This window comes from Catellatospora sp. KI3 (genome assembly GCF_029948125.1).
Classification (GTDB): domain Bacteria; phylum Actinomycetota; class Actinomycetes; order Mycobacteriales; family Micromonosporaceae; genus Catellatospora.
Genome location: NZ_JASAMB010000002.1, coordinates 518,966 through 537,433 on the forward strand (window position 1 = coordinate 518,966; position 18,468 = coordinate 537,433).

Consider the following 18,468-nt stretch of genomic DNA (forward strand, 5'->3'; position numbering starts at 1 on the left):
CACCGAATGTGAACGGCGGCCCGGCCCGCGTGACCGGGCCGCCAAACTACACCGTTCGGCGCGGCTTGGTACACCCCGCGCTCCCTGGCCACCTGCGAAGGATTATTCTGCCTCCGAGGTACGCCTCAACTGATCAATCCGGGCGGCGGCGCGCAGGCGTCGTGGCGGCCGGGCCAGCCACAGGAGGCCACACGTGACCACCGTCGCACCGCAGCCGATCGCGACGCGGCCCTACCCCGTGCGAAAGCAGATCAAGGGTTCGGCGATCGCGCGACTGCTGCGCACCACGGACGCGAAGCAGATCGGGATCATGTACATGGTCACCGCCTTCGTGTTCTTCCTGATCGGCGGGTTGCTGGCGCTGCTGATGCGCGCCGAGCTGGCGCAGCCGGGGATGCAGTTCCTGAGCCCGGAGCAGTACAACCAGCTGTTCACCATGCACGGCACGATCATGCTGCTGTTCTTCGCCACCCCGATCGTGTTCGCCTTCGCGAACTACGTGGTGCCGATCCAGATCGGCGCGCCGGACGTGTCCTTCCCGCGCCTGAACTCCTTCGCGTACTGGCTCTACCTGTTCGGCGCGAGCCTGGCCACCGCCGGGTTCATCACGCCGGGCGGTGCCGCGGACTTCGGCTGGTTCGCGTACGCGCCGCTCAACGACGCGATCAACTCGCCCGGCATCGGCGCGGACATGTGGATCGCGGGCCTGGTGCTGTCGGGTCTGGGCACCATCCTCGGCGCGGTCAACATGATCACCACGATCCTGACCCTGCGCGCGCCCGGCATGACCATGTTCCGTATGTCGATCATGACGTGGAACATCCTCGTCACCAGCCTCCTGGTGATCATGGTCTTCCCGCTGCTGGCCGCCGCGCTGCTGGCCCTGCTGGCCGACCGCCGCCTCGGCGCCCACGTCTTCGACCCCGCCACCGGCGGCCCGATGCTGTGGCAGCACCTCTTCTGGTTCTTCGGCCACCCTGAGGTGTACATCGTCGCGCTGCCGTTCTTCGGCATCATCTCCGAGGTCATCCCGGTCTTCAGCCGCAAGCCGATCTTCGGCTACACCGGTCTGGTCGCCGCGACCCTCGGCATCGCCGCCCTGTCGATGAGCGTGTGGGCGCACCACATGTTCGCCACCGGCCAGGTGCTGCTGCCGTTCTTCTCGTTCCTGAGCTTCCTCATCGCAGTGCCCACCGGTATGAAGTTCTTCAACTGGATCGGCACCATGTGGCGCGGCCAGATCACCTTCGAGACGCCGATGCTGTTCGCCATCGGCTTCCTGATCACCTTCCTCTTCGGCGGCCTGTCGGGCGTGCTGCTGGCCAGCCCGCCGATCGACTTCCAGGTGTCGGACTCGTACTTCGTCGTGGCGCACTTCCACTACGTGCTCTTCGGCACCATCGTGTTCGCCGTGTACTCGGGCATCTACTTCTGGTTCCCGAAGATGTTCGGCCGCATGATGGACGAGAAGCTGGGCAAGGTCCACTTCTGGCTGACCTTCATCGGCTTCAACGCCACCTTCCTGGTGCAGCACTGGCTCGGCGCCGAGGGCATGCCCCGCCGGTACGCCGACTACCTGCCCTCGGACGACTTCACCACGCTGAACATGATCTCGACCGTCGGCGCGTTCATCCTGGGCGCCTCCACGCTGCCGTTCATCTACAACGTGTGGAAGTCCTACCGGACCGGCCCGATCGTGACCGTGGACGACCCGTGGGGCCACGGCAACTCGCTCGAGTGGGCCACCAGCTGCCCGCCGCCGCTGCGCAACTTCGACAGCATGCCGCGCATCCGCTCCGAGCGGCCCGCGTTCGACGCGAAGTTCCCGCACCTGGCGGTCAGCACCGGCACCAAGGCCCCGGTCATCGAGGCGCCGAGCTACTCGCACGGCCGCCACGGCGGCGACCACGAGGTCTGACCCACCACCGCTTCACCCGAGGCCCCGGCCCGCCGCAACCCGGCGGGCCGGGGCCTCGGCCGTCCCGGCGTCCCGGCGTCCCGGCATCCCGGCGTCCCGGCATCCCGGCGTCCCGGCCGCTCGGCCGAGCCGCCGCTCGGCCGCCAAGATCGGCGTTTGCGGTCGGACCCTGTGTTCTGAGGCGACTTCGTGACCGCAGACCGCGATCAAGGTGACGGGAATTACTCCGGGCCAGTCGGTAAAGACCTTGCTGGATAGTCGGGGGTGTCGGGCACCATGGTCGGCTGGAGGTAACAACCGCAATGACCATCGAGCCTTACCGCAAGATTCTCGGCCTGCCCGGCGTACGCGCGTTGCTGCTGGTCGGGCTGGTAGCTCGGATCCCGGTCATCGCCACCGGCATCGTGCTTACGCTGCACGTCGTCAACACCCTCGGCCTCGGGTTCGCCCAGGCTGGCCTGGTCGGCACGGCCTCCACCCTCGGCTCCGCGATCGGCTCCCCGATCACCGGCCGCATGATCGACCGGTACGGCCTGCGCCCCGTCCTGATCACCACCACCGCCGCCCAGGCTGTGTTCTGGCTCGCCGCCCCGAAGCTCGGCTACGGCTTCCTGCTCGGTGCCGCGGCGGTCGCGGGCGTGCTCGGCCTGCCGGTGTTCACCATCGTGCGGCAGAGCCTGGCCGCGATGGTCCCCGCCGAACAGCGCCGCCCCGGGTTCGCGCTGGACTCGATGGCGGTTGAGCTGTCGTACATGGTCGCCCCGGCGGCGGCCGTGGCCGCGGTCAGCCAGTTCGGCAGCCGCCCGGTCATGATCGCGGTCGGGCTCGGCGTGGTGCTGGCCGGGCTCGCGCTCATCGTGCTCAACGCGCCGACCCAGGCCCCGGCCGAGGACGGCGAGCCCGAGGCCGCGGTGCCGCGCCGCCAGTGGCTGCGGCCGCGCGTGATCGCGCTCTTCGCGCTGACGGCGTCGCTGACCTTCGTGCTCACCGCCTCCGACCTGTCGCTGATCGCCGTGCTGAAGGAGTCCGGCCAGCCGAACTGGGCCGGCGTCGTGATCGCGATCTGGTGCCTCTACTCGCTGATCGGCGGCTTCGTGTACGGCGCGCTGCACCGCAACGTGTCCCCGGCTCTGCTCGCGGGCGGCCTGGCCGCGCTCACCGTGCCGGTCGGGCTGGCGGCCGGGGCGCCGTGGTGGGGGCTCTGCCTGATCCTGATCCCGTCGGGCGTACTGGTCGCGCCGGCGCTGTCGGCCACGATCGACACGCTCAGCTCCTGGGTTCCCGCCGGGTCGCGGGGTGAGGCGATGGGGCTGCACGGCACCGCGCTGACCATCGGCGTCGCCGCGGGCGCACCGTTCGCCGGGACCATCATCGACTCGGCCGGTCCGGGCTGGGCCTTCGCCGCGGCCGGAGTGGTCGCGCTGCTACTGCTGGCCGGAGCGCTGCCCTTCTGGCGCTCGGCCACCGAGGCCGCCCCGGCCGCGGCTCCCGCCGGACCGCTGACGCCCGACACCCCGGCCGAGCCCGCACCGAGCCTCGCCGGGTAGTCCGCGCCGCCTCCGCCGCGACCGCGCCGCGCCGCGGAGGCGGGGCGCGGCTGCAGTTTCGGGGAAACTGTCGGAATCTGCCCCAAGATTCGTGCACTTTCCCCGAAACTGCACCACCAACCCCGGCGCGCGGGTTGAGGGGGTGAGGGCTGTGCGTTAAGAGGGGGCCCTTCTACCTCGGAAAGCGATAAGAAGGGGCCCTTCCTTAGCTCGGGGCGGGGGCGGGGGTGGGGGCGGGCTGGCAGTGGGGGCACCAGTAGGTGATGCGGTCGCCTTCGGTGTCCTTGCTGATGGGGGCGGCGCAGTTGCGGCAGGGGTGGGCGCGGCGGCCGTACACGTAGCTGGTCTCGCCGCGGCGCAGGGAGCCGGTGGTGGTCTGGGTCCAGCGGCCGACGTTGTGGGCGAGCAGGCGCTGGGCGAGGCCGACCAGGCCGGGCAGGTCGGGTACGTCGCCGACCGGAGTCCACGGCCACACGCCGCGCAGGAACAGCACCTCGCACTTGTAGAGGTTGCCGATGCCGGCGAGGTTGCGCTGGTCCAGCAGGGCCGCGGCGACGGGTACGGCCGGGTCGCGGGTCAGGCGGCGTACCGCCTCGGCGGGGTCCCAGTCGGGGCCGAGCAGGTCGGGGCCGAGGTGGCCGACCAGGCGGTCCTCCTGGGCGGTGGGCACCAGGGCGAGATCGTGCAGGTGGAAGCCGACGGCGGTGCGGTCGGCGGTGCGCAGCACCACCCGGATGGTGTGCCCGGGGCGGGCGTTCCAGCGCTGGCCGGGAGAGTACACCCGCCAGGCGCCCTCCATCCGCAGGTGCGAGTGCAGGCTGAGGTCGCGGCCGCCCGCGGTGCGCAGGCGCAGCAGCAGGTGCTTGCCGCGGCTGACGGACTCGGCGACCTCGGCGCCGGTCAGGTCGACGGTGGCCAGCTGGGGCACCCGGAACTGGGAGCCGGTCAGGGTGCGCCCGACCAGCCCTTCGCGCAGCACCTGCGCGGTGTTGTAGACGGTGTCGCCCTCGGGCATGACCCCATACTGCCGTAAAGGGGCGGGGCCCCGGTCCGGACGTCGCGGTCCGGGCCGGGGCCCCGCTCAGGTGGCCCTGCTGGATCAGGCAAGGCCGTTCTTGATGGCAGTGATCAGCTCGCCGTTGCTGGTGTCGCCGAACAGCTCCCAGAAGAACGCGCCGCCCAGGCTCTGGTTCTTGGCCCAGGTCATCTTGCCCGCGATCGTGCTGGGGGTGTCGTAGCTCCACCACTTGCCGCCGCTGAAGCAGTACGCGGTGCCGCCGACGGTGCCGTTGGCCGGGCAGGTGTTCTTCAGGGTGTGGTAGTCGTCGATGCCGGGCTCGAAGGTGCCGGGGGCGGCGCCGGTGGCCGTGCCGCCGGGGGCGGCCTGGGTGACGCCGGTCCAGCCGCGGCCGTAGAAGCCGATGCCGATGAGCAGCTTGCCGGCCGGGATGCCCTTGCCCTTGAGCTTGGCGATCGCGGCCTCGGTGCAGAAGCCCGCCTGCGGGATGCCGGCGTAGCAGTTGAGCGGGGAGTGCGGGGCGGTCGGGCCCTGCGCGTTGAAGGCGCCGAAGAAGTCGTACGACATCGGCATGTACCAGTCGACGTACTGCGCCGCACCGGCGTAGTCGGCGGCGTCGATCTTGCCGCCGTTGCTGCCGTCGGCGGTGATGGCGGCGGTGATCAGGTAGTTCGCGCCGAAGCGGGTGCGCAGCGCGGACATCAGGTTCTTGAACGAGGCGAAGCCGCTGGTGTCGCAGGTCTCGCCGCAGGCGTTCGGGTACTCCCAGTCGATGTCGATGCCGTCGAAGACGTCAGCCCAGCGCGGGTCCTCGATCATGTTGTAGCAGGAGTTGGCGAACGCGGTCGGGTTGGCCGCGGCGGCCGGGAAGTTCTTCGAGTAGGTCCAGCCGCCGATCGAGAAGATGACCTTGATGTTCGGGTACAGCTTCTTGAGCTTGCGCAGCTGGCCGAAGTTGCCGCGCAGGGCGCCCGCGTCCCAGGTGTCGGCGACACCGTCGACACTGCCGGCGGCGTCGTAGGCGCGGTCGTAGTCGTTGTAGGTGTCGCTGAGCACGCACTGGCCGCCGGAGATGTTGCCGAAGGCGTACAGGATGTGGGTCAGCTTGGCGGCCGAGCCGCTGGTCACGATGTTCTTCACGTGGTAGTTGCGCGCGTACTGCGCCCAGTTCGTGAAGTAGCCGACGACCTTCTTGCCCGGGTTCGGGTTGGTCGGGCTGGTCGACGGGCTCGGCGAGGCCGACGGCGAGGTGCTCGGCGACTTGCTCGGCGAGGGCGACACCGACGGCGAGGCCGAGGGCGAGGTCGGGGTGCTCGGCGAGGCCGACGGCTGGCTGCCGGTGGTGCAGTTCGCGCCGTTGATGGTGCAGGCGGTCGGCGTGCCGGAGCCGGCGGTGTTGAAGCCGAAGGAGGCGGTGCCGCCGGGGGCGATGGTGGCGTTCCAGGTGCCCGTCGCGGTCCGCGTCTGGCCGGTGCCGGTCAGGCTGGCGTCCCAGGAGGAGCTGACCGTGGTGCCCGCCGGGAGCGTGAACGTCAGCGTCCACGTGGTCGAGCTGCTCGTGCCGTTGGTGATGACGTACTTGCCCTCGGCTCCGCTGCCCCAGTTGCTGGTCTGGGTGTACGCGGCGGTGACCGTGCCGGCCGCGTTGGCCATGGTGACGACACCGACTGTGGCGGTGGCGACCATGACTACCGCGCCGGCCAACAGCCGGGCCCGTAGCTTGAACATGGCTCTCCTCATTGATTGACGCCGGTCCCCCCGATGGCGCCAAACAATAAGTTAAGTTTCCTTAAAATGGAATAGTGCTTACCTGAAACCGGACCTAAATGGTCTCCACCAGGTGCACACCCGCAGCTCGCAGCTCTGCGACCGCCCGCTCCGTCGTCTCCGGAGCGACCCCGGCGGTGAACCCGAGCACCACGGTGGTGTCGAAGCCCTCCCGGACGGCGTCCAGCGCGGTGGCCCGTACACAGTGGTCGGTCGCGATGCCCACGATGTCCACTTCGGTCACCTCGCGGTCCCGCAGCCAGGCCGCCAGCCCGACCCCGGCGGTGTGCCCCTCGAACCCGGAGTAGGCCGCGGCGTACTCGCCCTTGCGGAACACCGCCTCCACCCGCCCCGTGTCGAGGTCGGGGTGGAACTGCGCCCCGAAGGTGTCGGCGACGCAGTGCACCGGCCAGCTCGACGAGTAGTCCGGCGGGTCGCCGAAGTGGCCGCCCGGGTCGGTGTGGTGGTCCTGCGTGGCCACCACGTGCTGCCAGCGGTGCCCGCCCGCGGCGTCGGCCGACAGCTTCGCGGACAGGTTCGCGGCCACGGCCGCACCGCCCGCCACCGCCAGCGATCCGCCCTCGCAGAAGTCGTTCTGCACGTCGACGATGATCAGTGCCCGGGTCATGGCTCGCCCGCCTCCCGTTGACGTCCTCGGTCAGCACCCATGCTGCGCCACCGCCGCAAGCGGTGCAAGATCTCCCCGTCACGCCGTAGGCGTGCCCGCTGGGATCTCCGTCACGCGGTCGGGGCGACCGTCACCGGGATGGCCGGGTCGCCGGCCGAGAGCTTCAGCCCCTCCCACGGGATCGTGATCAGACAGTCGCGCAGGTGGGCGCGGCTCTCCTCCAGCGTGGGCAGGTCGGCCACCAGCTCGCCGCCGCGCACCAGCGGGCGCTGCAGCAGCCGGTCGCCCGGCTGCGGGTCGGGCTCGCCCTGCGACAGCACGATCTCCTCGATCGCGGTGCCGGTGGGCTTGTGCCGCCGGTACGCCGTCTTGCGGCCGCCGACCGTCGCCTTGTTCTCCGAGCGCTTGACCACCGGGCGGCCCTCGACCTCGACCAGCTTGTAGACCAGGCCCGCGGTCGGGGCGCCGGAGCCGGTAACCACGGCGGTGCCCGCGCCGTACACGTCGACCGGCTCGGCGGCCAGGGCGGCGATGGCGTACTCGTCCAGGTCGCCGCTGACCACGATCTTCGTGTCGGGCGCGCCCAGCTCGTCCAGCAGCGCGCGCGAGTGGGCGGCCAGCACCGACAGGTCGCCGGAGTCGATGCGCACCGCGTTCAGCCCGGGGCCGGCCACCGCGATGGCGTTGCGGATGCCCTGGCTGATGTCGTACGTGTCGACCAGCAGGGTGGTGCCCTCGCCCAGCGCCGCGACCTGCGAGGCGAACGCCGCCTTCTCGTCGTCGTGCAGCAGCGTGAACGCGTGCGCGGCGGTGCCGCGGGTGGGGATGCCGTAGCGCAGCCCGGCGGCCAGGTTCGAGGTGGAGCTGAAGCCCGCCAGGTACGCCGCGCGCGCCGAGGCGACGGCGGCCTCCTCGTGCGCCCGGCGCCCGCCCATCTCGATCAGCGGGCGGCCCCGGGCCGCGGTGACCATGCGGGCCGCGGCGGCGGCCACCGCGCAGTCATGGTTGAACACCGACAGGATCAGCGTCTCCAGCACCACGCACTCGGCGAAGGTGCCGGTCACGGTCAGGATCGGCGAGTTGGGGAAGAACAGCTCGCCCTCGGCGTACCCGTCGAGGTCGCCGGAGAAGCGGTAGTCGGCCAGCCAGGCCGCGGTCTGCTCGTCGACCACGCCGGTACGGCGCAGGAAGTCGACCTCCGCAGGGTGGAAGCGGAACGCCGCGAGCTGCTCCAGCAGCCGTCCCGTCCCGGCCACCACGCCGTAGCGGCGGCCCAGCGGCAGCCGGCGCGCGAACACCTCGAACACGCTGCGCCGGTGCGCGGTGCCGTCGCGCAGCGCCGCGCTGATCATGGTCAGCTCGTAGTGGTCGGTCAGCAGGGCGGGCGCACCCGCACCGGCGAAATCACCCATGGCGCCACCCTAAGGCCGCCGCGCCCCCGGCGCCGTGGGGACCGGACGCGACGCGGGACACACCGAGATCATCGGAGCTCGGCGCGTCTGCCGAGGTCATACCGGATAAGTCAGTATCTGGTAGGAGGCGGCCTCATCCCCGCGGTGCGCGAGCCTGTGTGTTGCCGGAATCAACTCGTAGGATGGGGAACGTGACCGCCGCCCCGCAGACCACTCCGGTAGATCAACCGGACGTAGACGAAGCATCGGAGTTCGCCCGTCCCTGGGTGACGATCGTGCACAACGACCCGGTGAACCTGATGAGCTACGTGACCTGGGTGTTCCAGCAGCTCTTCGGTTACAGCCGGGACAAGGCCGAGCTGCTGATGCTGGACGTGCACCAGAAGGGCAAGGCGATCGTCTCGCACGGCGCCCGCGAGCGCATGGAGCACGACGCCACCCGCCTGCACTCGTACGGCCTGTGGGCCACCGTCGACAAGCAGTAGGCCCGGATGACGATGTTCCGCCGCGTCGGCGGTGAGTGCGTGGCGGATTTCCGCGAGGACGAGGTCAGGGTCCTGCGCAAGGTCGCCGAGGAGGTCGTCGGACTGCTCACCGAGGGGTTCGAGCGCGACGACCCGGTGGTCGAGCGGCTCTTCCCGGACGTGTACCCGGACCAGCCCCGCGACTCGGCCGAGTTCCGCCGGTTCACCGAGGGCGACCTCAAGACCGCCAAGATCGACCAGGCCGCCGCGGTGCTCGCGGCGCTGCCCGAGGACGGCCGCGGCGAGGTCCGGCTGGACCCCGAGGCGGCCGAGTGCTGGCTGCGGGCCATCAACGACGCGCGGCTGGCGCTGGGCATCCGGCTAGAGCTCACCGACGACACCATCGTCGAGTACGAGCTGGAGGAGGCGCTCGCCGTGGACGCGTCGTCGGCGCGGGTGTTCCAGCTCAGCGTCTACTCGTACCTCGGCTACCTGCAGGAGAGCCTGCTCGACGCCATCATCGGCTGATTGTTCCCGCTGCGGCACGGATCACTCGACCTGTCGCGCCGCCGAGCCGGTCGGTAGGCTTGTCGGCGTGCTGACCATCCAACGGGAGATCATCGAGGCGATCGTCGCCCATGCCCGCCGGGACCACCCGGACGAGGCGTGCGGGGTGGTCGCCGGACCCATCGGGTCGGACACCGCGGTGCGGCACATCCCCATGGAGAACGCCGAGCGCTCGACCACGTTCTACCGCTTCGACGCCGGCGAGCAGCTGCGCGTCTGGCGGGAGATGGACGACCGCGACGAGGAGCCGGTGGTCATCTACCACTCGCACACGGCCACCGAGCCGTTCCCGTCGCGCACCGACGTGTCATACGCGGGGGAGCCCGACGCGCACTACCTGCTGGTGTCGACGCGCGACCCGCAGACTGCGGAGATCCGCTCGTTCCGCATCGTGGACGGGCAGGTGACCGAAGAACCGGTCCGGCTCGTTGATGAGAGCATGCAGTCCATGCGGTCCACGGAGAAGAGCGGCGACCCGCACGCCGTGCAGTCGTACATGTTCGGGCAGAGCCCGACGGCGGTCGAGTACGAGTGTCAGCCCCAGAACTGACCCGACCCTGACCGTTCCCCGTCCGACCCGTTTTCTTCTTCAGGAGTGACCCATCATGGCGATCGACGTCCGTATCCCGACCATCCTGCGCTCGTACACCGGTGGCGCCAAGGCCGTCTCCGGTGCCGGCGAGACCCTCGCGGCCCTGCTCAGCGACCTCGACGGCAGCTACCCGGGCCTGCGCGGCCGGCTGATCACGCCCGAGGGCGGGCTGCACCGCTTCGTCAACATCTACGTCAACGACGAGGACGTCCGCTTCCTCGGCTCGCTCGACGCCAAGGTCAGTGACGGCGACACCGTCACGATCCTGCCCGCCGTCGCCGGCGGCGCCTTCGGCCTGGCCGCCGCGGCCGCCGTCCTGGGCCGCTGAGCCCGCCCGACCCACTGCGCGCCAACGGCGGTCAGGCACCTTCCGGGGTGCCCGGCCGCCGTTCGCGCCTGTGCGGCCGATCTTCGTGATAGGGAGCTGACATGGCACGTTTCGACTCGCTGCTCGACGTCTGCGGCGATACCCCCTTGATCGGTCTGCCCCGGCTCAGCCCGGTCGTGCCCGACGGCGCGCCGCCGGTGCGGCTGTGGGCCAAGCTGGAGGACCGCAACCCGACCGGCAGCGTCAAGGACCGCGCGGCGATGTACATGGTGCGCGCCGCCGAGGCGGCCGGGCGGCTGCGGCCCGGTGACACGATCCTGGAGCCGACCAGCGGCAACACCGGCATCTCGCTGGCGATGGTGGCCAAGCTGCGCGGCTACCGGCTGGTGTGCGTGATGCCGGAGAACGTCTCCACCGAGCGGGTGCAGCTGCTGCGCATGTACGGCGCGGAGATCATCTTCTCCCCTGCGGCGGGCGGCTCGAACCAGGCCGTCGCCACGGCCAAGCAGATCGCGGCCGAGCACCCCGACTGGATCATGCTGTTCCAGTACGGCAACGAGGCCAACGCCCGCGCCCACTACGAGACGACCGGCCCCGAGCTGCTGCGCGACCTGCCCACGATCACACACTTCGTGGCCGGGCTGGGCACCACCGGCACCCTCATGGGCACCGGCCGCTACCTGCGCGAGAAGCTGCCCGACATCTCGATCATCGCCGCCGAGCCCCGCTACGGCGAGCTGGTCTACGGCCTGCGCAACATCGACGAGGGCTACGTCCCGGAGCTGTACGACGCCTCGGTGCTGACCCGCCGCTTCTCCGTCGGCACCCGCGACGCGGTCCTGCGCACCCGGCAGCTGGTCGAGGTCGAGGGCCTGTTCGTCGGCTTCTCCACCGGCGCGGTCGCCCACGCCGCCCTCGCCGTCGCCCACGAGGCCGCCAAGGCCGGCCGCGCCGCCGACGTGGCCTTCCTGGTCGCCGACGCCGGCTGGAAGTACCTCTCCACCGGCGCCTACACCGGCACCCTCACCGACGCCGAGACCGCCCTCGAGGGCCAGCTCTGGGCCTGACCCGGCACCGCCGAAAGCCCCCCGACCGGCCGGTCGGGGGGCTTTCGGCGTGGTGCGCGCCTACAGGGCGGAGTAGGCGAGGGTGATGTTGGCCAGGAGCAGGACCGTGGCGGCGGTGAAGAGGTAGGTCGGGAGGCGGTCGCGGTGGATGGCGGCGAAGCCGCCCACCATCGCGAGGATGCCGAGCACGCCCAGCGCCAGCGTCACGGGGGCGTACCAGCCGGGGGCGGGCATGCCCAGGGCCAGGGTGACGCCGAGGCGGCCGCCGGGGATCAGGCCCAGGAAGGCCAGGACCGCCGCCCACAGGGACAGGCCGACCAGGCGCTTGGCGCGCGGGGCGGGGTCGTCCTCGGCGGGCAGCCGGAACCGGGCGGACACGGCCGAGCGCAGACGCCCCGGCGTACGCGCGGCCTCGTCGGGCGCGGTCCGGGCCGCGGGCATGGCGCTGTGATCGTTACCGGCCGTGGTCGCCGCGTCGCTCGACGCGTCAGCGGGGTCGACGGTGGTGAGAGTGCCCTCGCCGTCGCGCTCGGAGTCTGACTCAGTACGCACTGTGCTCGCTATTCTCTGCCTGACCTGCCCGTCCACCGGGCCCTGCACTGAGTGCAACGGTTTCCGACGACCGTCCGTAACGGCACGCTCGCAACGGTGTCACGTTGGCGACATCTAGGAAGGGACTGTTCCCCTGAGGGGGGTTTGGCCAAGTAGGCTGCGCAGCGTGACGGACGCGCCGATCGGCATCTTCGACTCGGGGGTCGGCGGGCTGACGGTTGCCCGCGCCATCCTCGACCAGCTGCCACATGAGCGCGTGGTCTACCTGGCCGACACCGCGCACATGCCCTACGGGCCCAAGCCGATCGCCGACGTGCGGTCGTACGCGCTGGCCTGCCTCGACCAGCTGGTCGAGCGGGGGGCGAAGATGCTGGTCATCGCCTGCAACACCGCCTCGGCCGCCTGCCTGCACGACGCGCGCGAGCGCTACTCGGTGCCGGTGGTCGAGGTGATCCGACCCGCGGTCCGGCGCGCCGTGGCGGCGACGCGCAACGGGCGGGTCGGTGTGATCGGTACGGCCACTACCATCAACTCAGGGGCCTACCAGGACTCGTTCGCGGCGGCACCGCACCTTGAGGTGACCGCGACGGCGTGCCCGCAGTTCGTCCCGCTGATCGAGCGGGGCGTCACCTCGGGCCGGGCGCTGCTCGGCCTGGCCAGTGCCTACCTGGAGCCGCTACAGCAGGCCCAGGTCGACACGCTCGTGCTCGGCTGCACGCACTATCCGCTGCTGACCGGCGTGATCAGTCTCGTGATGGGGGATCAGGTGACTCTGGTGTCGAGCGCGGACGAGACGGCGCGGGACGTCTACCGCGTGCTCGTCGAGGGCGACATGGTGCGGCCGGACGACGCGCCGCCACCCGCCCACGAGCTGCTGACAACGGGCGATCAGGAGATCTTCGACCGGCTCGCGCGCCGCTTCCTCGGCTCCGCGCTCGAGCAGGCGGGAGCACACGCATGAGACTGACGGTGCTGGGCTGCGCGGGCAGCTTCCCCGGGCCGGAGGCGGCCTGCTCGGCGTACCTGGTGGAGGCGGACGGGTTCCGGCTGCTGATGGACTTCGGCACCGGCTCGCTGTCGGCGCTGCAGCGCTACGCCGGGATCAAGTCGGTGGACGCGATCCTGCTCAGCCATCTGCACTGCGACCACATGCTCGACGCCTGCTCGTACGTGGTGGTCCGCCGCTACGCCCCCGACGGGCCGTACCCGCCGATCCCGGTCTACGCCCCGGCCGGGGCGCCCGAGCGCATCGCCACGGCGTACAGCCTCGACGAGGGGCCGCTCGACGACGTGTACACGTTCTACGCGCTGCAGCCGGGCAGCTTCCCCATCGGCCCGTTCCAGGTCAGCGTCGACCGGGTGAACCACCCGGTGGAGACGTACGGCGTGCGCCTGGAGCACGAGGGCAGGTCGCTGGCGTACTCCGGCGACACCGCGCCCTGCGACGCGCTGCTGCGGCTGGCCGGCGGGGCGGACCTGTTCCTGTGCGAGGCCAGCTACCTCGACGGCGTGGACAACCCGCCGGACCTGCACCTGACCGGGGCCGAGGCGGGCGAGATCGCCACCAAGGCCGGGGCGCGGCGGCTGCTGCTGACCCACCTGGTCACGGCCTGGGGTTCGGAGGCCGAGACGCTGAACAACGCCATGGCCACCTTCGCCGGTCCGGTGGAGATCGTCCGACCTGGGGCCCGCTACGACGTTTGACCCGCTCGCGGGCGAAAAGAGACGGCGCCATAGGGTGGGCGCATGACCCGACCTGACGGCCGCGCCGCCGACCATCTCCGACCGGTCAAGCTGACCCGCGGCTGGAGCATGCATCCCGAAGGCTCTGTGCTGGTGGAGTTCGGCAACACCAGGGTGCTGTGCACCGCGAGCGTGACCGAGGGCGTGCCGCGCTGGCGCAAGGGCACCGGCCAGGGCTGGGTCACCGCCGAGTACTCGATGCTCCCGCGCGCCACCACCACCCGGTCCGACCGGGAGAGTGTGAAAGGCAAGATCGGCGGCCGTACCCACGAGATCTCCCGCCTGATCGGACGCGCCCTGCGCGCCTGCATCAACCTCAAGGCGCTGGGCGAGAACTCCATCGTCATCGACTGCGACGTGCTGCAGGCCGACGGCGGCACCCGCACCGCCGCCATCACCGGGTCGTACGTGGCCCTGCACGACGCGGTGAGCTGGCTGGCCGCCAAGAACATGCTGACCCGCAAGCAGACCGTCGAGACCACGCTGCACCGGTCGGTCGCCGCGGTGAGCGTCGGCATCGTCGCGGGCGAGCCGCGGCTGGATCTGTGCTACGAAGAGGACGTGTCAGCGGAGGTGGACATGAACGTGGTGTGCACCGGCACCGGTGACTTCGTCGAGGTGCAGGGCACCGGCGAGGACGGGGTGTTCGACCGTGCGCAGCTGAACGCGCTGCTCGACCTCGGCGTCAAGGGCTGCGAGGAGCTGACCACGATGCAGCGCCAGGTGCTGGGACTGCCCACCCTGGACGCGGCCGGGCTGCTGGAGGTGTTCCGCAAGTGAAGGTCCTGCTCGCCACGCGCAACGTCAAGAAGCTCGACGAGCTGCGCCGCATCCTGGCGTCCTCGCCCGAACTGCTCAAGGTGGAGCTGGTCGGCCTCGACGACGTCCCCGAGTACGCCGAGGTTCCCGAGACCGGGCTGACCTTCGCGGAGAACGCGCTGCTCAAGGCGCGCGAGGGGGCCAAGCACACCGGGCTGCCGACCGTCGCCGACGACTCGGGCCTGGCCGTGGACGCGCTCAACGGCATGCCGGGCGTCTTCAGCGCCCGCTGGTCCGGCCGGCACGGCGACGATCGGGCCAACCTGGAGCTGGTCCTGGCGCAGATCGGCGACGTGCCGGACGAGCACCGCGGCGCGGCCTTCGTCTGCGCGGCGGCCCTGGTGCTGCCCGGCGGCGCCGGCCCGGCCAACGGGCGAGAGCACCTGGTCAGCGGCAAGATGGGCGGGCGCGTGCTGCGCGCGGCGCGCGGCGAGGGCGGGTTCGGGTACGACCCGATCTTCGTGGCCGAGGGGCAGACGCGTACCAACGCGGAGCTGTCGGCGGCCGAGAAGGACGCGATCAGCCACCGGGGCAAGGCGTTCCGCGCCCTGGCCGCGGTGATCGCCAAGACGCTCTGACCCGGCTCTGACCTCCAGCCCGCCCTGTCAGTGCGACGGGGCGGGCCGGAACGCACCCGCGCGGGCGGCGGTCGCCACGGCGGTCGCGGTGCGGGCCGCCAGCGCCGCGTCCAGGGGCTCGCCGGTGAGCAGCAGGCGCAGGTAGTACGGCCCGACCAGCGCTTCGATGGCGTGGATCGGGTCGGTGTCGGCGGGGATGTCGCCGCGTGCCGCCGCGCGGGTGAAGACCACCGAACCGGCGCCGGCGCGGCCGAGGATGAACCCGCGCAGGGTCGCGGCCGCCTCGGGGCTGCGGGTGGCGGCGGCGACCAGGCCGGTGACCAGGGCGGCTATCGAGGGGTCGGTGAGCACGCCGCCGATCAGGCCTGCCAGGCGGTGCAGGTCGAGGTCGAGGTCGCCGGTGTCGGGGATGGGCACCGCGCGCGCGGCCAGGTCGGCCAGCAGCTCGGTGAGCAGGCCGTCGAGGTCGGTCCAGCGGCGGTAGATGGTGGTCTTGTTGACGCCGGCCAGGTCGGCGATGCGGTCGACGGTGAGGCCGCCGTAGCCGTCCTCGGCCAGGGCGCGCAGGGTGGCGGCCATGACCTCGGCGCGTACGCGGGCGCTGCGGCCTCCGGGGCGCGTGACGGCCATCACCTGCCTCCTTATCGCATCTTCAGTTGCTTTTGTGGATGTGCCGGTTCAGACTCAGCTTAAAGCAACTACAGTTGTGATAGGGAGTGAGGGTCTGATGGACACCCAGGTCTGCGTCGTCGGCGGGGGCCCCGCCGGGCTCATGCTGTCGCTGCTGCTCGCCCGGCAGGGCGTCGGCGTCGTACTGCTGGAGAAGCACGCCGACTTCCTGCGCGACTTCCGCGGCGACACCATCCACCCGTCCACCCTCGACCTGCTCGCCCAGCTCGGCCTGGAGGAGCGCATCCAGGCGCTGCCCGGACGCCACGAGCGCACCCTGACCGCCACCTTCGACGACGGCACCTTCCCGATGGCCGACTTCACCCGGCTGCCCGAGCCGCACAACTACCTCATGTTCCTGCCGCAGTGGGACTTCCTCGACCTGCTCGCCGCCGAGGCGGCCACCCTGCCGGGCTTCACCCTGCTGCGCTCGACCGAGGCCGTCGACGTGCTGCGCGACGCGGCCGGGACCGTCGTCGGCGTCGCCGCGTCCGGTCCGGACGGGCCGGTCGAGATCCGGGCCGGGCTGACCGTCGCCTGCGACGGGCGGTTCTCGGTGGTCCGCGACCGGCTCGGGCTGGTGCCGCGCGAGTTCGGCGCGCCGATGGACGTGCTGTGGTTCCGGCTGCCGCGCACCGAGGCCGACCACACCGGGCTCGACCTCCGGGTCGGCGCGGGGTCGCTGCTGCTCACCATCGACCGGCACGACTACTTCCAGTGCGCGTGCGTCATCCCCAAGGGCGGCTACGACCAGGTGCGCGCCGAGGGGCTGGACCGGCTGCGGGCACGGGTCACGACGCTGGTGCCGCAGTTCGCCGACCGGGTCGCCGAACTGGCCGACTGGGACCGGGTGAAGCTGCTGACGGTACGGGTCAACCGCCTCGACCGCTGGCACGCGCCCGGCGTCCTGTGCATCGGCGACGCCGCCCACGCCATGAGCCCCGTCGGCGGGGTCGGCGTCAACCTGGCGGTGCAGGACGCCGTGGCCACCGCCCGCCTGCTCGGCCCGAAGCTGAGGGCGGGCACCCTCACCACCGCCGACCTCGACCTGGTACGCCGCCGTCGCCGCTTCCCGACGGTCGTCACCCAGCGGATCCAGCGCGTCGCCCAGTCCCGGGTCATCGGCACCGCCCTGCGCGCCAGCGGCCCGGTCAACGCCCCCGCCCCCGTCCGCCTCCTCCAGCGCCTCCCGTTCCTCCAGGCCCTCACCGCCCGCCTGGTCGGCATAGGCGCCCGCCCCGAATCCCTCTGACCCCCGAGGGTCAGGCGAGGGGGCCGAGGTCCGCCTCGATGGCCGCGCGGAGGGTGCGGTCGGCGATGACCGCGCGGACCTGCTCCAGGACGGGGGCCAGGAAGATGTCGGGGCCGGGGGTGCCGGCGGCCGGGGTGAGGGCGGCGATCGCGAGGCGGCCGGCCGGGGACGGGGCCAGCGGGGCGCGGAGCTGGAGGCCGCGTACGGCGGCGAGCAGCTCCACGGCCAGCAGGCTGGTCAGGTTGTCCAGGACCGTGCGCAGCTTCTTGGCGGCGGCCCAGCCCATCGAGACGTGGTCCTCCTGCATGCCGCTGGTCGGGATGGTGTCCACGCTGGCGGGCGAGGCCAGCCGCCGGTTCTCGGCGACGATGCCGGCGGCGGTGTACTGGGCGATCATCAGCCCCGAGTTCACCCCGGCGTCGGGGCTCAGGAACGGCGGGAGCTGGCGGGAGCGGGTCACGTCGAGCAGCCGGTCGACCCGGCGCTCGCTGATGGAGCCGATCTCGGCGGCGGCGATGGCCAGGAAGTCGGCGGCGAAGCCGAGCGGGGCGCCGTGGAAGTTGCCGGTCGACTCGACCCGCCCGTCGGGCAGCACGACCGGGTTGTCGGCCAGGCTGACCAGCTCGCGGGCGGCGATCGTACGGGCGAACTCCAGGGTGTCGCGGGCCGCTCCGGCGACCTGCGGAGCGCAGCGCATCGAGTACGCGTCCTGCACCGCGTGCTCGAGGTCGTCGCGGTGGCTGTCCATGATGGCCGAACCCTGCAGCAGCTTGTAGATGTTGGCGGCGCTGACGCTCTGGCCGGGGTGCGGCCGGATGTCGTGGATCGAGTGGTGGAACGGCTTGTCGGTGCCGAGCATCGCCTCGATCGACAGCGCGGCGGTGACGTCGGCCATGGTGCACAGGTGCGCGAAGTCGTCGCAGGCCAGCTGGAGCATGCCGAGCATGCCGTCGGTGCCGTTGATCAGCGCCAGGCCCTCCTTGGAGCTGAGTGTGATCGGGGTCAGCCCGGCCGCGTGCAGCGCGTCGGCGCCGTCGAGGCGGGCGCCGTCCTTGCCCAGCACCCAGCCCTCGCCCATCAGCACCAGGGCGCAGTGGGCCAGCGGCGCCAGGTCGCCGGAGGCGCCGAGCGAGCCGTGCTCGGGCACCCACGGGGTGATGTCATGGTTGAGCAGGTCGACCAGGGCCTGGGCGACGAGCGGGCGTACGCCGGAGTGGCCCAGCGCCAGCGACCGCACCCGCAGCAGCATCATCGCCCGGACCACCTCGCGCGGCATCGGAGCGCCGACGCCCGAGGCGTGCGAGCGGATCAGGGCGTGCTGCAGCTCGGCGCGGCGGGCCGGGGCGATGAACGTGTTGGCCAGGGCGCCGAAGCCGGTGGAGACGCCGTACACGGGGCGGCCGTCGCGTTCGATGTCGTCGACGATGGCACGGCTGACCTGCATCGCCTCGACGGCGGCTGGGCTCAGTTCCACGCGCGCGTCCTGGCGGGCGACGGCGGCGATGTCGGCGGGCGCGATCCCGTTCGGCTCGACGATGACGGTCATG

At 71.6% G+C, this 18,468-nt stretch carries 19 protein-coding genes; 12 read left to right on the top strand and 7 right to left on the bottom strand.

Translation table 11 applies throughout. The features are described 5' to 3' along the window. Positions 1-193: 193 nt before the first annotated feature. Together ctaD and QEZ54_RS06225 are read left to right on the top strand one after the other, a co-directional pair. Positions 194-1,918 carry a cytochrome c oxidase subunit I gene (ctaD, locus tag QEZ54_RS06220; RefSeq protein WP_281303478.1) on the top strand — a complete coding sequence of 575 codons (1,725 nt, stop codon included), beginning with the start codon at positions 194-196 and terminating at the stop codon, positions 1,916-1,918. Positions 1,919-2,220: 302 nt separating this feature from the next. Further along, the gene (locus QEZ54_RS06225; protein ID WP_281303479.1) at positions 2,221-3,465 is read left to right on the top strand and encodes an MFS transporter; all 1,245 of its coding nucleotides are present in this window, start codon (positions 2,221-2,223) and stop codon (positions 3,463-3,465) included. Positions 3,466-3,670: 205 nt separating this feature from the next. Here the strand turns inward: QEZ54_RS06225 and QEZ54_RS06230 are convergent, their stop codons facing one another. The 4 genes from QEZ54_RS06230 to QEZ54_RS06245 all read right to left on the bottom strand — a co-directional run bounded on the left by QEZ54_RS06230 (position 3,671) and on the right by QEZ54_RS06245 (position 8,290). Next, on the bottom strand, positions 3,671-4,480 hold the full coding sequence (locus tag QEZ54_RS06230; RefSeq protein WP_281303480.1) for a DNA-formamidopyrimidine glycosylase family protein: 810 nt from the start codon (positions 4,478-4,480) through the stop codon (positions 3,671-3,673). A gap of 84 nt (positions 4,481-4,564) precedes the next feature. After that, positions 4,565-6,223, bottom strand: a complete 1,659-nt coding sequence (locus tag QEZ54_RS06235) for a glycosyl hydrolase family 18 protein (protein ID WP_281303481.1) — start codon at positions 6,221-6,223, stop codon at positions 4,565-4,567. Positions 6,224-6,305: 82 nt separating this feature from the next. Further along, complete coding sequence (locus tag QEZ54_RS06240; RefSeq protein ID WP_281303482.1) at positions 6,306-6,878, bottom strand: isochorismatase family protein; 573 nt, start codon at positions 6,876-6,878, stop codon at positions 6,306-6,308. A gap of 110 nt (positions 6,879-6,988) precedes the next feature. Further along, positions 6,989-8,290, bottom strand: coding sequence for a nicotinate phosphoribosyltransferase (locus QEZ54_RS06245; protein ID WP_281303483.1), 1,302 nt, complete (start codon positions 8,288-8,290; stop codon positions 6,989-6,991). 182 nt (positions 8,291-8,472) lie between these two features. On the opposite strand from QEZ54_RS06245, the gene clpS reads away from it, so the two are divergent. The 5 genes from clpS to QEZ54_RS06270 all read left to right on the top strand — a co-directional run bounded on the left by clpS (position 8,473) and on the right by QEZ54_RS06270 (position 11,308). Beyond that, positions 8,473-8,775, top strand: a complete 303-nt coding sequence (gene clpS, locus QEZ54_RS06250; protein ID WP_217400756.1) for an ATP-dependent Clp protease adapter ClpS — start codon at positions 8,473-8,475, stop codon at positions 8,773-8,775. A 6-nt stretch (positions 8,776-8,781) separates the two neighbouring features. After that, a complete protein-coding gene (locus QEZ54_RS06255; RefSeq protein WP_281303484.1) occupies positions 8,782-9,282 on the top strand; it encodes a DUF2017 domain-containing protein in 501 nt (166 codons plus the stop codon). 67 nt (positions 9,283-9,349) lie between these two features. Next, positions 9,350-9,871 carry a M67 family metallopeptidase gene (locus QEZ54_RS06260; protein ID WP_281303485.1) on the top strand — a complete coding sequence of 174 codons (522 nt, stop codon included), beginning with the start codon at positions 9,350-9,352 and terminating at the stop codon, positions 9,869-9,871. A gap of 55 nt (positions 9,872-9,926) precedes the next feature. Further along, entirely contained in the window at positions 9,927-10,241 is a 315-nt protein-coding gene (locus tag QEZ54_RS06265) for a MoaD/ThiS family protein (protein WP_281303486.1), read from the top strand. 101 nt (positions 10,242-10,342) lie between these two features. Continuing rightward, entirely contained in the window at positions 10,343-11,308 is a 966-nt protein-coding gene (locus tag QEZ54_RS06270; protein ID WP_281303487.1) for a cysteine synthase, read from the top strand. Between the two features lie 60 nt (positions 11,309-11,368). On the opposite strand, the gene QEZ54_RS06275 is transcribed toward QEZ54_RS06270, so the two are convergent. Then, a complete protein-coding gene (locus QEZ54_RS06275) occupies positions 11,369-11,860 on the bottom strand; it encodes a hypothetical protein (RefSeq protein WP_281303488.1) in 492 nt (163 codons plus the stop codon). A gap of 166 nt (positions 11,861-12,026) precedes the next feature. Between QEZ54_RS06275 and murI the strand changes: the two genes are divergently transcribed. From murI to rdgB, 4 genes are read left to right on the top strand one after another with little or no spacing between them, the layout of a single operon-like run. Further along, positions 12,027-12,821 (top strand): glutamate racemase, encoded by a 795-nt coding sequence (gene murI / locus QEZ54_RS06280; protein ID WP_281303489.1) that lies wholly within the window; start codon positions 12,027-12,029, stop codon positions 12,819-12,821. After that, the gene (locus QEZ54_RS06285; protein ID WP_281303490.1) at positions 12,818-13,564 is read left to right on the top strand and encodes an MBL fold metallo-hydrolase; all 747 of its coding nucleotides are present in this window, start codon (positions 12,818-12,820) and stop codon (positions 13,562-13,564) included. Before murI ends, QEZ54_RS06285 begins: the two co-directional genes overlap by 4 nt. A 42-nt stretch (positions 13,565-13,606) precedes the next feature. Then, on the top strand, positions 13,607-14,383 hold the full coding sequence (gene rph, locus QEZ54_RS06290) for a ribonuclease PH (protein ID WP_281303491.1): 777 nt from the start codon (positions 13,607-13,609) through the stop codon (positions 14,381-14,383). After that, on the top strand, positions 14,380-15,000 hold the full coding sequence (gene rdgB, locus QEZ54_RS06295; protein ID WP_281303492.1) for an RdgB/HAM1 family non-canonical purine NTP pyrophosphatase: 621 nt from the start codon (positions 14,380-14,382) through the stop codon (positions 14,998-15,000). The genes rph and rdgB overlap by 4 nt, the downstream gene beginning before the upstream one ends. 27 nt (positions 15,001-15,027) lie before the next feature. On the opposite strand, the gene QEZ54_RS06300 is transcribed toward rdgB, so the two are convergent. Next, complete coding sequence (locus tag QEZ54_RS06300) at positions 15,028-15,633, bottom strand: TetR/AcrR family transcriptional regulator (RefSeq protein ID WP_281303493.1); 606 nt, start codon at positions 15,631-15,633, stop codon at positions 15,028-15,030. 94 nt (positions 15,634-15,727) lie between these two features. Here QEZ54_RS06300 and QEZ54_RS06305 point away from each other — a divergent pair, with 94 nt between their 5' ends. Further along, entirely contained in the window at positions 15,728-16,921 is a 1,194-nt protein-coding gene (locus QEZ54_RS06305; protein WP_281303494.1) for an FAD-dependent oxidoreductase, read from the top strand. Positions 16,922-16,931: 10 nt separating this feature from the next. On the opposite strand, the gene hutH is transcribed toward QEZ54_RS06305, so the two are convergent. Continuing rightward, the gene (gene hutH / locus QEZ54_RS06310; protein WP_281303495.1) at positions 16,932-18,467 is read right to left on the bottom strand and encodes a histidine ammonia-lyase; all 1,536 of its coding nucleotides are present in this window, start codon (positions 18,465-18,467) and stop codon (positions 16,932-16,934) included. Position 18,468 lies beyond the last annotated feature (1 nt).

Excerpts from the sequence above, each read along its gene's own strand:
- QEZ54_RS06255 (WP_281303484.1), top strand. The coding sequence starts at position 8,782 with ATGACGATGTTCCGCCGCGTCGGCGGTGAGTGCGTGGCGGATTTCCGC.
- hutH (WP_281303495.1), bottom strand. The coding sequence starts at position 18,467 with ATGACCGTCATCGTCGAGCCGAACGGGATCGCGCCCGCCGACATCGCC.
- QEZ54_RS06305 (WP_281303494.1), top strand. The coding sequence starts at position 15,728 with ATGGACACCCAGGTCTGCGTCGTCGGCGGGGGCCCCGCCGGGCTCATG.
- QEZ54_RS06285 (WP_281303490.1), top strand. The coding sequence starts at position 12,818 with ATGAGACTGACGGTGCTGGGCTGCGCGGGCAGCTTCCCCGGGCCGGAG.
- QEZ54_RS06235 (WP_281303481.1), bottom strand. The coding sequence starts at position 6,223 with ATGAGGAGAGCCATGTTCAAGCTACGGGCCCGGCTGTTGGCCGGCGCG.
- QEZ54_RS06225 (WP_281303479.1), top strand. The coding sequence starts at position 2,221 with ATGACCATCGAGCCTTACCGCAAGATTCTCGGCCTGCCCGGCGTACGC.
- QEZ54_RS06245 (WP_281303483.1), bottom strand. The coding sequence starts at position 8,290 with ATGGGTGATTTCGCCGGTGCGGGTGCGCCCGCCCTGCTGACCGACCAC.
- QEZ54_RS06265 (WP_281303486.1), top strand. The coding sequence starts at position 9,927 with ATGGCGATCGACGTCCGTATCCCGACCATCCTGCGCTCGTACACCGGT.
- QEZ54_RS06270 (WP_281303487.1), top strand. The coding sequence starts at position 10,343 with ATGGCACGTTTCGACTCGCTGCTCGACGTCTGCGGCGATACCCCCTTG.
- QEZ54_RS06230 (WP_281303480.1), bottom strand. The coding sequence starts at position 4,480 with ATGCCCGAGGGCGACACCGTCTACAACACCGCGCAGGTGCTGCGCGAA.
- clpS (WP_217400756.1), top strand. The coding sequence starts at position 8,473 with ATGGGGAACGTGACCGCCGCCCCGCAGACCACTCCGGTAGATCAACCG.
- QEZ54_RS06240 (WP_281303482.1), bottom strand. The coding sequence starts at position 6,878 with ATGACCCGGGCACTGATCATCGTCGACGTGCAGAACGACTTCTGCGAG.
- rph (WP_281303491.1), top strand. The coding sequence starts at position 13,607 with ATGACCCGACCTGACGGCCGCGCCGCCGACCATCTCCGACCGGTCAAG.